The organism is Flavobacterium pectinovorum (assembly GCF_006438875.1).
GTDB classification, from domain to species: Bacteria; Bacteroidota; Bacteroidia; order Flavobacteriales; family Flavobacteriaceae; genus Flavobacterium; species Flavobacterium pectinovorum_A.
Genome location: NZ_RCZH01000024.1, coordinates 38,097 through 52,658, shown reverse-complemented (window position 1 = coordinate 52,658; position 14,562 = coordinate 38,097). Strand labels below are relative to the sequence as shown.

The following is a 14,562-nucleotide window of genomic DNA, read 5'->3' as shown; positions in this document are numbered from 1 at the left end:
AAAGTTCGCAAAGCTAAATCAATACATCCCGAAGCTTCGGGATTGCGAGCTTTGCATTTTTTATAAAATCAAGTATGTAAAAAACTTCGTGAACTTTGCGTAAAACTTTGCGATCTTTGCGGTAAAACTCTCAACAATGCTAAAAATAGGACATCGCGGTGCCAGAGGATACGAACCGGAAAACACTTTAAAGGCCTTCCAAAAAGCGTTAGACTTAAACGCAGACGGAATCGAACTCGATGTTCACTTGAGTTCTGATGGACATATCATTGTAATGCATGACGAAACCATCGACAGAACGACCAACGGAAAAGGTCTTGTAAATAACTTATCTTTGTCTGAATTAAAGTCTTTTTTGATTGCAGATCAGCTTGAAATTCCAACTTTAATTGAGGTTTTTGATTTGATAGACAAAAAATGTCTGATCAATGTCGAATTAAAAGGTGTTGGAACAGCAAGTAAAGTTGTGGCTTTGATTGAAGAATATATTTCGGATAAAAACTGGAATTATGAACATTTCATTATTTCCAGTTTTGAATGGAATATGCTTGAGGAAGTTCACAATCTAAATTCAAATATTGCGATCGGAGTTTTAACTGAAGAAGATATAGATAAAGCTTTGGCTTTCGGTGAAAGCATAAAAGCAAAAGCTATTAATCCGGATTATCAATTATTGAATCCCGAAAACACTAAAGAAATACAGGAAAAAGGATTTCAGATTTTGCCTTGGACAGTAGATTCTCCCGAAGATATTCAAAGAATAAAAAACTATAACGTAGACGGAATTATCTCTGATTTTCCGGATAGACTATAAAATCCTTTCTGAGAATCTTTGTCAAAGTTTAAAACTTTGACAAAGATAACTTAGAGAAACTACCACATTTAAAATTTGTGCTAATTTGTGAAATTCGTGGCAAAAAAAACGTGGCAAAAAAAATAATATGATTAAAAATTTCGACATAATTATTGTTGGCGGAGGCGCTGCAGGTTTTTTTACAGCGATTAATATTGCAGAGAAAAATCCGAAACTGAAAATTGCCATTTTAGAAAGAGGGAAAGAAGTACTTTCTAAAGTTCGTGTTTCCGGTGGCGGAAGATGCAACGTAACTCACGCTTGTTTTGAACCGAATGAATTGGTCAAATTTTATCCGCGTGGCGAAAAAGAACTTCGTGGACCTTTTCATCAGTTTTGCTCTGGTGACACTATTGAATGGTTCGAAAAACATGGTGTTGAATTAAAAATCGAAGACGACGGACGAATGTTTCCTGTTTCAAATTCCTCTCAAACTATAATTGATTGTTTCCTTGAAGCAACAGGAAAACTAGGCATTAAAGTATTGACAGGACAAAGCGTACAATCGATTTTTAAGGCTGAAAATCATTGGAAAATTGATACTCAGGATACCAATTATGCTACAGAAAAATTAGTTCTTGCCACGGGAAGTAATCCTAAAATCTGGGAAATGCTGCAAACACAAGGACACGCGATTGTAAGCCCTGTTCCTTCCCTATTTACTTTTAATATAAAAGATCCACGTATAAAAGAATTACCTGGCGTTGCGGCTCAAGTAACCGTACATGTAAAAGATACTAAACTAGAATCAACCGGACCATTATTAATCACACATTGGGGAATGAGTGGTCCAGCAATTTTGAAACTTTCGGCTTGGGGCGCACGTACTTTATTCGATAAAAATTATCAGTTTACCATTTTTGTAAATTGGTTAAATGATGTGGATACAGAAGATGCTGAAAAAATCCTGAAAGATTTAAAACAAGAACATGCTAAAAAAGCAGTTTCAAAAAAATCACCTTTCGATTTCCCAAATCGTTTATGGGAAAGTCTGGTTTTAGCTTCAGCTATTGAAGCCGAAACAAAATGGGCAGATTTATCTAAAATTCAGTTACAAAATTTAGCTTCTCAATTGACAAAAGCAACATTTCAGGTTAACGGAAAAAGTACTTTCAAAGAAGAATTTGTTACGGCTGGCGGAATTGATTTAAAAGAAATCAACTTTAAAACAATGGAAAGCAAATTACATCAAAACCTTTATTTTGCCGGAGAAATTGTAAATATTGACGCAATTACAGGAGGATTTAATTTTCAGAATGCCTGGACAAGCGGGTTTATTCTGGCAAATAATATTTAACAGAATGAAATTTAAAGGAATGAAATTTAAAGGAATTATTTTTGATTTAGACGGAACCTTAGTCAATTCATTAGAAGATATTTCAGATGCAATGAATACAGTACTTCAAAGCCTGAACTTCCCTACTCATTCTTATGATGCTTATCAATATTTTATTGGAAGTGGCTTGCGAAATCTGGTCAGTAAAGCTTTGCCTGCATCTAATAATACTGATCAACAAATTGAAACTTGTTTTGAAAGCATGATAAAAGAATATCGTGAGATTTGCACTTTTAAAACAAAACCTTATAACGGAATTGTCGAATTACTAGATCATTTGGCAACGCAAGATTTTAAATTGGCTGTGTTTTCGAATAAAGCAGATGAGCTTACCAAAAAAATAGCAGCCGAAATATTTCCTGATTATTTTGATGCTGCAATTGGATTAAGTACTGAATCACTTAAAAAACCAAATCCGTTTGAAGCAATAGAAATAAGCAAAAACTGGAATTTGAAACCGGAAGAAATTATTTTTATCGGAGATTCTGATATTGATATGCTTACTGCCAATAATGCTAATATGTTTCCTGTTGGCGTTTCGTGGGGCTATCGAACAGAAAAAGAATTAACTGAAAGCGGAGCAAAAGTGGTCATAAACAATCCTTCGGATCTGCTTCTTATATTATAGTCTTAGTTTTCAGTCTCAGTTTTCAGTTATCAGCACAATCTAATTAACTGAAAACTGAGACTGATTACTGATTACTGACCAAAATATCTATTAACAAGAATTTACATATTTGCTAAGTTTTAGTTAAGACTATTCTAATAATTTTACTTTCAACAAATTAATTCTTCATGAAAGTAAAACTACTTACCACAATTTCTTTTTTGACGTATCAACTTTCTATTTCTCAGACTGAAAAATTAATTCATGGAAAAGTCCTGTCTAACAACTATCCTCTTAAAAAAGTAGAGGTTATTAATAAAACAGCGAAAACCAGCACAACAACAGATTATTTAGGAGACTTTTCAATTTTGGTTAAAGCGAAAGATAGTTTACTGTTTTTTTCTAAGGATTACTTTTTTACAAGATTAAAAATAACGTCTGAAGATATTGCTAAAAACAATCTTATAATAAACATGGTTATCAAAGCCGAAGAGTTAAATGAAGTTATAGTAACTTCTGTAAAACTTAATCCTTATAAGATTTCTCAACAAGATTTGGATGACATAAAGCTCACAAAAGATGCCTTGTCTCTTCAAAAATATACGGGGGTTAATAACGGAACGATTACAAATGGTGCGGACTTCGGTCGAATGGGAACCGGACTTATAAGTATATTCAAAAAAGATAAAGGCAAAGAACTAAAAATAAAAACGGAACAAACTGTTTTCAGAAAACTTGTAGCGGCATCAATTCCTTCCACTTTTTTTACCAAGGATTTAAAATTACCTCCTGAAGACGTTGAACTGTTTCTGAATTTTTGCGACGCTGATCCAAGATCTAAAAACCTTTTAGAAAACAATAATATATTAACGACAATGGATTTTTTATATTCTAAAAATGAGCTGTTTAAGCAAATAAAATCGGAATCCAAAAATTAAAAAAAGATTTAACCAATTCTTCCAAATGAAAATAAAATTACTCACCACAATTTCTTTTTTAACCTGCCAGCTTTCTATTTCTCAAACCGGAAAAGTTCTCCACGGAAAAGTTATTTTTCAGAATAATGCACTTAAAAATGTCGAGGTTATTAATAAAACAGGCAAAACAAGTACAACTACAAATGATTTAGGAGAATTTTCGATTGTAGTAAATGTAAGAGATAGTTTGATTTTCTTTTCTAAAGATTATTTCTTCAAAAGATTAAGAGTTACCAAAGAATATATTGCCGCTGATAATCTTGAAGTAAACATGAGTATAAAACCTGAAGAACTGGATGAAGTGATAATTACTGATCTAAAAATGAATCCGTTTAAGATTTCTCAGAAAGATTTAGATGCAGTAAAAGTGGAAAAAGATGCTGCGTCTTTGCAAAAATATACCGGCGTTAATGACGGAAGTATTGCAGGCGGTCTTGACTTGGGCAGAATGGTAACCGGACTTCGTAATTTATTTAAAAAAGATAAAGATGGATCTAAGACAAAAACTCCTAATAATGGCTTCAAAAAACTTGTAGCAAAATCGATTCCTAATGTCTTTTTTACAAGGGATTTGAAATTAAACCAAGAGGAAAAAGAACTATTTCTTGATTTCTGTGATGCTGATCCAAAATCAATAACACTTTTAAATCACAGCAATATTCTCGCTACAATGGAATTTCTAACGCTTAAAAACGAAGAATTCAAAAAGCTGAAAAACAATTAAAATATAGAGTATTCAGCCGCAGTTTTCAGTATTCAGTCGCAGTCTCAGTTTTCAGTTTCCAAACTGTGACTGAAAACTGTGACTAAATACTGCGACTGGCACTGAGAACTGCGACTGATAACTAACAAAATACTCTAATTAATATCCCGGATTCTGCTTTAAGTTCAAATTAAATAAAGCATCAGACGGAAGACAATACAATAAATATTTCTCTGGTGAAACGTTCTTTTTCAATTCTCTCGGACCAAGAAAAGTTCCAAAACGAATCATATCGTTTCTTCTCCATCCTTCCCACCATAATTCCCGACCTCTTTCTGCCAATAAGTTTTCTAAAGTTGCAGTTGGTGCAGGAACGCCTGTTCTCACGGCAACTTTATCCATAATACTTTGAGCTGATCCGTTTCCGGATACTGTTCCGCCTCTAAGAACTGCTTCGGCTTCCATTAATAAAGCATCAGCATAACGCATTAAGATAAAGTCGTTTTCAGGATTATCCAGATTATTAACATCCGGTTGGTATTTTTGAGTTCTAATTCCGGCTGTTTCAATTGTTGGTCCTGAAAGAATTAGTGTCACTTCTTTGGTAAAGAATAACGGGTTTCCGTTTCTGTCTTTTAACGGAATTGTTCCTCCCGGAGTAATTACCCCCGTAACCTCATCTGTTGTTTCAGGCGCATACATTTGTCCGTATTGAAATCCGATTGGGTTTCCAAAATGTGCAATAATTTCAGGTGTCGAATGCTGACGACGTTCATCCAATGCATTAAAACGATCATAATATTCTCCTACAGTGCAAAAACCATTGTATCCATCAGGTGTTTGGTTGTAATGCATTCCGTATCTCCAGTAATCTCCAAGAGCTCCACCATCGCCCAATACATTTTTTGAAGAGAATAAAATCTCTGGCGAATTATTATTCTCCGGAACAAAATTATCCCAATAAGAATCGGCTAAACTACTATGTATAGCTTCAACATGAGCAATAACTTTATTCATATTTACGGCTTCAAAAGTGTATGGTCCTGCAGGATTTGCAGCCTTGAAAACACCAAGGTTCAAATAAATTTTAGCCAATAAAAAATGACCTGCATCTGCATTTACAATACTTGCATCTCCTGCAACACGCGCCGGTAAATTTGGTAAAACAGCTTCCAATTCGCTAATTACAAAATCAGTTGCCTGAGCTCTTGTCCATACTTTAGGATCATTTGTCAATGGACTTCCTTTTTCTCTATAAGGCACTTGTCCGTATAAATCCAGCACATTATAATAATAAAAGGCTCTTAGAAAACGCGCCTGAACAATCTCTGAGGCATCTTTAGAATTTTCGACAATTGTATTACAATCGTAGACACTTGCCAACAAACTATTCCATGCATTTCGAATTTCTACATTATCCGGAGTCCATGTAAGGGTATGAAATTGTCTCCACGTACCATTATCATCCCAATCTCCTCCACGCGTTGGACCAACTAATGCATCTGTAGACATTTCGTTCAGTGTATGCATTTGTTCCTGAACCTGAAAATTTCTTAAACCCTGATAAGCAGTTCGCAATAAAGCTGCTGTATTTACAGGCTCATTTCCTCCTCCGGTAGGGATTCCGTCCAAAACTTCTTCATTTAAATTCGTACAGCTAACACTTAAAATCAGTGTACTTACGAAAAAGATACTTTTTATAATATTGATAGTTTTCATAGTTTTTAAAATTAAAATGTTACGTTAAGTCCAAAAGCAATACCTTTTGATCTTGGGTAAGCCAGATAATCCATACCTGCAGACGGAACTCCATTAACTTGTTTGTTAATATCTACTTCTGGATCAAATCCTGTATAATTTGTAAACAATAGCAGGTTTGAACCGTTTGCATAAACACGCACATTTTTGCATTTCATTCTTTCGATCAAAGCTCCTCTAAACGTATATCCAAAGGTTAATTCACCCATTCTTAAGAAGTCTCCTTTTTGCAAAAATTTTGTCGAAGGCGAGTTTGGATCTCCTTGTGCCTGCTCAGAATAGGCGGCTTTTTCAGTAACATTTCTTCCTCCTAAAAAAGCTCCTTTAAAGAAATAAGCATTTTGTGTATTATCATAAATATAATTTCCTGCAACTCCGTAGAATGATACTACGGCATCAAATCCTTTGTACTTGAAGGTTGATGAAAAACCATAATTTATTTTTGGCAATGGCTGTTTATTCAGTAATTGTTTTGAAGCGTCTCCAAGTCCTGCCGGCTGTCCTGCAGCATTTGTATAAATAGAATTTCCGCTGGCATCATATCCTTTAAAATCATATAAATAATACGAATAAAGCGGTTTGTTATTCGTTATAACTTGTGTATAAGCACCGTCTAATCCTTGTCCGTTTAAACCTCCAGTTCCAACAGTTCCGCTAAAGTTTTTCATTTCATTTTTAAGGAATGAAGCATTGGCACCAATTTCCCAGGAAACATTTTCAGTCTCAATTATTTTATAATCCAAACTAACTTCAACTCCCTGATTGATTAAATTTCCGGGTAAGTTTTTGTTACGTGGTGAGTTTGGCCCCGGTTGTGTAGAAGCTTGCGGAACAGGAAAAATTAAATCCTTTGTGTTTCTGTAAAAATAATCTACCGTACCCGTCAATCTATATTTTAATAATGTAAAATCTGTTCCAATTCCCCATGATTCTGTAGTTTCCCACTTTAGATTATCATTTGCATTGGTGTCAATATTTAAATTTCCGTTATTGCCGTAACTCGCTCTTCCGATAGCGGAGTTTGGAGCAAATTCCTGATTTCCGGTAATCCCCCAGTTGGCACGAATTTTCAAATTATTAAGTATTCCTTCTTTATCCTGAAATAAATTATCGGCAAAACCTACAGACGGAAACGTTCCATATTTGTTATTCGCTCCCAATTTTGTAGATCCATCTGTACGAACAGTCGCAGTAATTACATATTGTTTGAAAAAAGTAGCATCGGCTCTGGCATAAAAAGATTGCAATTCAGAAGCATTTTTAAAAGAACTGGTTCTAAATTCATTTTGAAGTCCACCTTCAATATTATCTATTAAATTGGTTTGAGCCAAATCATATCCTTTTCCCGAAGTTACAAAACCACTTGCCAAATAATAGTAATAAGAATATCCTACTAACGCATTTACATTAAAATTGTCACTAAATTTATTGGTGTAATTTAAATTATTTTCGAAAGTTTTATTGAAGTTATTAAGTCCTTGAATAGATGCTGTACCGTATTTTGTAACGGCAGGATCTGATCCCGGAACTGTACCAAAAAATGCTTCTCCTTGAATTTGCATTGTTGGCAAAATTTGACTTTTTCTGGTAGATCCTGAAGTTTCTACACCAAATAAGAAATTATATTTGAAATGATTTCCTAATCTAAGTACCGCATTTATACTTCCCAATAATTTATTTGTATTGGTATAATCTTTATAAGAATCTAACAATTGTACCGGATTTAAATAGGTATCACTTACCACATTATAATGTCCATCTGCGGTGTAAATTGGTCGCGTCGGATTCCAATATAATGCAGATCCAATAACATTACCAATATAACTCGCATTATTAGTTATTAAAGTCGTTTGGTCGTTTATACTTGCATAAAGTAATTTTGTATCTACTTTTAATATTTTATCAAAGAAATTATTTGAGTTAAAAAACGAAATCGTGTATTTGTCCAATCCTGTGTTTTTTACAATTCCCTTATTATTACTGGTAGAAAAAGATACTCTGGTACTTGAATTTTCGCTTGACGAATTAAAAGATAAATTATTGTTTACAGCGATTCCTTGTTGTAAAACAGCATCTTCCCAATTGTAATTTCTTCCTCCAAAATCCTGATTATTGATTTGGGGAGTTCCCGCAACCGGATCTGCAGGAATAGAAGGTACTCCGGCTGCTTTACTTGCTGCAACAAACTGATCAGGATTCATTACATTAAAATTTCCTGCTTTTGTACTAAATTGTGTTGAAGTACTAAAGTTAAATTCTGGAACGTTAGATTTTCCTTTTTTGGTTGTAATTACGATTACTCCATTTGCTCCACGTGCACCATAGATTGCTGTTGATGAAGCATCTTTCAATACCGAAATAGATTCGATATCGGCTTCGTTTATAAAATTTAAAGGATTTTTTGCCGAAGACGATCCCAACAAATCAGTTCCTTCTGCAGATACATCTCCTCCACTTAACGGAACTCCATCTACCACAATTAAAGGTCCATTTCCTGAACGAACAGAAGACGAACCACGTACTCGAATCGTAACTGCCGATCCTGGTTCTCCGCTTGTTTGGGTAATTTGAACTCCGGCAACTTTACCTCTTAACAATAAAGCCGGCGAAGTATTGGAAACTCCGTCAAAATCTTTTGAAGAAAGTACATCTACGGCTCCCGTTAAATCTTTCTTTTTTGAAGTTCCGTAACCCACAACTACAACTTCATTTAGTTCACTGCGATCCTGAGACATTACTACATTGATCTTGGTTCGTCCGTCAACATTTACTTCCTGATTTTTAAGACCGATGTAGCTAAAAACTAAAACGGCACTTTTGCCTACATTTTTAATCGTAAATCTTCCGTCAAAATCAGTTTGAGCCTCATTTTTGCTTCCTTTTACTAATATTGAAACGCCTGGCAGCGGGCCATTAGAATCTGAAACCAGCCCTGACACATCTTGCGAATACATCAAACTAGTACATAGCATGGTTATAATAACCATTAAGCCTTTTTGTAGACTATTTTTCATCGTAATATTTTTTTGGTTAATAATTTTGGTTTTTGTTTAGTTATTTTTATAATAGAAATCCACAGGTTGTAATTAATTTTAACACATAGAAACATAGACTTTAGTCTCTCAAAAAAGGCGTTTCACTTATTTAAAACACACAGAGTTGGCTATGTGAAAGAAATGTGTTTCTTTTTGCATTCTTTTTTGCGCCCATAACCTATGTTTCTATGTGTTAAATTGATTATTTAGGAATTACTCTAAGCTGTTTCGAGGTTAAAATTGTAAACTAATGCTGCTGCACCTAATACAGCACTGTTTTTAAGTTCTGATTTTTCGATTTTGAGTTTCTTTAGCTCGACAGGAAACATAAAATCCTGAAGTCCCTGCCAAACGGCATCAATAAAAAATTCATAAGCATTGCTAATAGATCCTCCCAGAATTATGGTTTCAGGATCGTATGCGTATAAAACTATTTTTACAACCTCTGAGAGATTTTTTCCGTAATCCTTAAAAACTTCTAAGGCTTCGGGATCTCCTTTTTTGGCTCTCAAATAGAGTTCTTCTCCATCTAATCCGCGGGAAATAAAAAATTCGCTGGCACAATATTGCTCTATAATTCCCTCTTTATAAGAGATACTTCCTATTTCGCCGGCTCCTGTATTTACGCCTTGATATAATTTGTTTTCGATAATGATTCCGCTTCCAAGACCGGTTCCTATGGTTACTCCAACAAAATTTCTAGTGTTAATTCCTTTTCCGAAGAAATTTTCGCCCAAGGCAAAACAGTTCGAATCATTATTGACATAAACCGGTATTTTAAAATGTTCCTCGAGTATTTTTTTTAAGTGAACTTCTTTCCAGGAAGGTATTGCAACCACATCATATACAATTCCTTCTTTCCAGTCTACTACGCTTGGTACGCCAATACCAATACCTTCGCAGCCGGGTTGATATACCTGTTCTATGGCTCTGATTAATCGGTCTAAAACTACTTTTTCAGATTCTTTTGCGGGTGTATCTATTATGCATTCGGAAATTATTTCTTTCCCCAAAATAAGGCTAGTGTGGATTTTTGTCCCTCCCATGTCAACGCCTATGATCTTTCTTTCCGACATTTTTATGACTTTATATAATTATTGATTTTCTTTTGTTTTCTTTAAATTTATTGTGGCATTATTTACTAATGGTTTTGCCCAAAAACCAATGCTCAGGATATATCCAAGAGTGATATACAAAGTGGTCATGGCATATTTAAGCCCAATTACATCGCCTAGTTTCCCTATTATTAACGACATAACTGCTCCGCCAACAATACCAGTACATAAAATTCCGGAGAAAGCGCCATGATTATTTTTAAGGGAGTTTAATGCCAATGAAAAAACAACAGACCACATTACCGAAAGGGCAAAACCGGAAAGAGGAAATGCATAAAGCGAAATTTCTGCCGAACCAAATAAGGCAAGTGTTAGAAGAATAACAGCTCCGGCTGCAAACAAAATAAGTACTTTGCGGCTGTCCAAAAATTTAAGCAAAACCAAACCGAGAATACATCCCGCAGTCAAAAGTCCCCAGAAATATGCTACAGCTTCGGCACCAACAGTTTGCGGTGCATATCCGTGATAATCACTTAGAAATTTCGACATCCAATTGGCAATTCCTTGTTCTGTTCCGACATAAGCAAATGTTCCGAAGAAGAATAAAAGCACTGTTTTGTTTTTAAGCAAATCTTTGTAAACACTCCAGGTTCCTGCTTTCTCTGTTTCTTCTAATTCAAATTTTGGAAACTTAAAAAGCAGAATAATAAAAACCATTGCCAGCGCTGTTATGGCAAAAATCCAATAAAGGGAAACCCAATTTAGATTTGCAGGAACGAGTTTTGACAAGATTTCCAAAAATTCGTTTGAATTTGTTTTGTCGTGTTTGATGTTGGTTACCAAATAACTATAAACTAGCGGACTTAAAAAAGAAGCCAATCCAAAAAACAATTGTGCCATCACAGAATTGAATGCAAAATGTTCTTCGCCTCCTGAAACTCTTAGCAGCGGATTAATCGCTACTTGCAAAGCCGCCATCCCAATTCCGATTAAAAACAGTGAAACCAACGCCATAGAATAGTACGGAAACAAGCCGAATAACAACGAACCTAATGCGGCTATCAGAAACGAAAATGCCATTACTTTTTTCTCTCTGTATTTTTCGAGCAAAACTCCCGCTGAGGTCGACATTACGCCATAAGCCGCAAAAAACGAAAACGGAAGAAAACCAACCATCCCAAGTGATAAATGGTAACTATTGATAATATCCGGAATTAATGGCCCCATAATGTTAGTCAAAAAAGAAATAACAAAAAAGGTCAAAAACACCAATCCCACTGTTAACTTACTCGTTTTCATTTGTTTGTTTATGTATTAAAAATTTAGATTTAGACATGAGTTTTCCTTGTGAGTTAGAAATCCAATTTTTTGAACTTCTAATTCCTTTTATTCTTAAATAGCTCTAATGTGGCTATTGATATAAATGATCTTTAATGTTTTTAATCTACATTCCAGCCTTTGTATCTAAAAACAGGTTTTTCGCCTTTTAAAGCAGAAGCCGGAAAAGTAACCTTGATTGTTCTGCTTTCTTTTGGCACTAATGAGATATAGTTGTCGTCCCATAAAACCGGGACTATTGATTTTCCTGAAACATCTCCAACAATATTTAATTCAATTAAAAATGCAACAGAACTTGATGGATTTTTAAGTTTTACTGTAACTTCATATTTATCATTTTCCTTTTTAATGGTATTCTGGGCTTCAATTTTTACTTTTGGCAATTTGTCTAAATCAGTAAAATCAGCGTGTTCCATTAATGGCGTATGTATCCAATCTGATTTTTTAAAATCGAACACATCTTTTTTAGTCGATAACCAATAAAAATTGTCTGCGATTGATTTTCCTTTCTCATCTAATAAATTCATTTTCAGAAAATATATTCTGGAATAGGCTGTATTATCAGGTAAATCAATTGTTTTAAGCGAAGCATTTCCGTTAACAGAAACTGTTTCTTCTTTTTCGAAAATTACTTTTCCATTAAAATCATATATTTCTAATTTAGCCTTGAGATTCTTAGTTTTCCCAGGATTTAGATTGCTTACATAAACTGCATTATCTCCATAATTATAGGCAATATTTACCGGACGCGCGCCCAATCTTGCTCCATAAAAAGCAGCATTTGGCAATAAATTATAATCCCAAAACTGCCAGATTAATTTTGGCCACGGAGAGTTAAACATCCATTGAACGATTCCTGTAGTATTGCTTCTGTTTATGGCAAAAGCTTCATACATAGAGCGCATAGATTCTAAATTTGATGCCTGACTTTTAAAAGTAAAATCTTCGACATTATCCTGTGTTCCGTATCTAATATTGAATGCACTTGTAAAACGTTCCAATGTCTGAAACTCATTTCTGCCGCAATGAAAATCCCAAGTCGAATTTATTGGCCATAATTTATCTTCAGGAATCATACTTTTTACAACTTCAAGCGAAGGAACTTGTGGACCAGGACCTGTTTCGGTATTAAATCCAAAAGCGCCTCCATTCTCTGTATCCTCAAACCAATAATTTGGAGCAACATATTCATAAGGACCATTCATTTTTACACCGGTTTTTCCGGAAATAGAGCTATTCATTCCTTTGCAAGACATTAAAAGAGGTCTTGAAGGATCAACTTCTTTAAACAGAACATTGTACTTTGCTTCCAATTCCGGTCGCGGTAACTTATCGCTTCCCATTACCCAAACAAAAATACTTGGATGATTTCGTAGCCAATTCACATGATCACGGGTATAATTTATGATCAGATCCATATCTTCCGGGGTTTTGATTGACATGAAATCATCTTCCGGTTTGTTTAGATAACCTTTCCATTCCCATTGACAGCTCCATCCTACCATCATCAAAAGTCCCATTTCGTCGCACATTTCGTAGATTCTGTCGCTATTTCCCCAAAAACCTTCCATCCTAACCGTATTCATGTTAGTTTGTTTTACATATTCTAACTGCGCTTTTACTTTTTCTTCGGTGTCATTTAAGAACATTCCGTCTACCCAACCGCCACCTTTAATCAAAACTTCAACACCGTTTAATTTGTAACCTCTGTATCCTTTTGCTGTCAAATAATCTTCAACTTCACGGATTCCAAAATGAGTTGATTTTGAATACGAAACTTTATTATTGGTTTCAATAGACATTGTCAATTCATACAAATTAGGTTTTCCCAATTCATACGTCCACCACAAACGAGGATTCTTAATTTTTAACTGTTTAAATTCCGAAGCGTTAAAAACAATCACACGTTTTTCTAAAGGTTGAAGCGTAACTTTCTTTTCGAAAATAATGTTTTCAATTTTTCCTTTTACAACTGCTTCTATAACTTCATTCGTATTGTTTACCGCTTCCGCAGAAATTTCTAACTCAGCAGTTTTATAGCCTTTTTTGTCAATTTTTGAAGTAACGAAAATGTTGTTCAGACTCGTTTTATCTGAAATTTTAAGTTTCACAGGCCTCCAAAGTCCCAATTCACGATCCGGAGCCATAGGTGCCCAATCGACAAAACCAATTGAAGGTTCATTTGTTTTTTGATTAAAAACTTCGACAGCCAAAACATTTTTTCCCTTTTTTATATTTTTCGAAATGTTTAAAGCAAATATTCTAAAACCTCCAAACAAACTATCTGCAGAAGCAATTTGTTTACCATTTAACCAAACATTTGCTCTGTAATTGATTCCTTCAAATATCAATTCTGTGTTTTTCGAAGCATCAGCAATAACAAATTCATTGCGATACCACCACGGAACTCTAAATCTTGTTGTGTCAACTTTACTGATATTTTCTCCCATAAAAATATCAGAATACTCATTGTTCGCAATTAAAGATGCCATCACAGTCGACGGAACCGAAGTGTTATACCATTTTGAAACATCAAAACTGGTTTGAGAAATTTTATCTCCTGTAGTACTTATTTTTTCTGATGATTCTATATTCCATCCTTCTTTTAACTGTTGTTCAAATTTTACACTTTGAGCATTAACAGTACTTACACTGCACATTGCCCAGAAAAGGAATGAAATTAAAGTACCATTAGTATAATTTGTATTCTTCATAATTTTCTTTTAATCTTTCTAAAGAGATTAATATATTGGTTAACAAAATTTATATTTTAAATTCTCCGGTTTATTCTAAAAATTCATCATTTTTTTACTACAAAACTACAAATTACACAATTTACCAAATGCAGTAAAAAGAACTAAATGCTTTGAAAAAAAGTTAAAAAAACCAATAATTAAAGC

The 14,562-nt window shown here is 34.3% G+C and carries 10 protein-coding genes; 5 read left to right on the top strand and 5 right to left on the bottom strand.

All coding sequences use genetic code 11. The features are described from left to right. Positions 1 to 136 precede the first annotated feature (136 nt). From EAH81_RS25035 to EAH81_RS25015, 5 genes are all read left to right on the top strand, one after another. Complete coding sequence (locus tag EAH81_RS25035) at positions 137 to 814, top strand: glycerophosphodiester phosphodiesterase (protein WP_140511720.1); 678 nt, start codon at positions 137 to 139, stop codon at positions 812 to 814. A gap of 127 nt (positions 815 to 941) precedes the next feature. Beyond that, complete coding sequence (locus tag EAH81_RS25030; RefSeq protein ID WP_140511719.1) at positions 942 to 2,150, top strand: NAD(P)/FAD-dependent oxidoreductase; 1,209 nt, start codon at positions 942 to 944, stop codon at positions 2,148 to 2,150. 4 nt (positions 2,151 to 2,154) lie between these two features. Continuing rightward, entirely contained in the window at positions 2,155 to 2,817 is a 663-nt protein-coding gene (locus EAH81_RS25025) for an HAD family hydrolase (RefSeq protein ID WP_241676655.1), read from the top strand. A 167-nt stretch (positions 2,818 to 2,984) separates the two neighbouring features. Then, positions 2,985 to 3,734 (top strand): hypothetical protein, encoded by a 750-nt coding sequence (locus tag EAH81_RS25020; RefSeq protein WP_140511718.1) that lies wholly within the window; start codon positions 2,985 to 2,987, stop codon positions 3,732 to 3,734. Positions 3,735 to 3,759: 25 nt separating this feature from the next. Then, a complete protein-coding gene (locus EAH81_RS25015; RefSeq protein ID WP_140511717.1) occupies positions 3,760 to 4,497 on the top strand; it encodes a hypothetical protein in 738 nt (245 codons plus the stop codon). Positions 4,498 to 4,635: 138 nt separating this feature from the next. Here the strand turns inward: EAH81_RS25015 and EAH81_RS25010 are convergent, their stop codons facing one another. The 5 genes from EAH81_RS25010 to EAH81_RS24990 all read right to left on the bottom strand — a co-directional run bounded on the left by EAH81_RS25010 (position 4,636) and on the right by EAH81_RS24990 (position 14,376). Next, positions 4,636 to 6,195, bottom strand: coding sequence for a RagB/SusD family nutrient uptake outer membrane protein (locus EAH81_RS25010; protein WP_140511716.1), 1,560 nt, complete (start codon positions 6,193 to 6,195; stop codon positions 4,636 to 4,638). Between the two features lie 11 nt (positions 6,196 to 6,206). Then, on the bottom strand, positions 6,207 to 9,248 hold the full coding sequence (locus EAH81_RS25005) for a SusC/RagA family TonB-linked outer membrane protein (RefSeq protein ID WP_241676654.1): 3,042 nt from the start codon (positions 9,246 to 9,248) through the stop codon (positions 6,207 to 6,209). A 239-nt stretch (positions 9,249 to 9,487) separates the two neighbouring features. Continuing rightward, positions 9,488 to 10,345: an ROK family protein gene (locus tag EAH81_RS25000; protein ID WP_140511715.1), complete on the bottom strand. Its 858-nt coding sequence runs from the start codon at positions 10,343 to 10,345 to the stop codon at positions 9,488 to 9,490. A gap of 18 nt (positions 10,346 to 10,363) precedes the next feature. Then, positions 10,364 to 11,623, bottom strand: a complete 1,260-nt coding sequence (locus tag EAH81_RS24995) for an MFS transporter (RefSeq protein ID WP_140511714.1) — start codon at positions 11,621 to 11,623, stop codon at positions 10,364 to 10,366. Between the two features lie 140 nt (positions 11,624 to 11,763). Beyond that, positions 11,764 to 14,376 (bottom strand): glycosyl hydrolase 2 galactose-binding domain-containing protein, encoded by a 2,613-nt coding sequence (locus EAH81_RS24990; RefSeq protein ID WP_140511713.1) that lies wholly within the window; start codon positions 14,374 to 14,376, stop codon positions 11,764 to 11,766. Between the last annotated feature and the right edge of the window lie 186 nt (positions 14,377 to 14,562).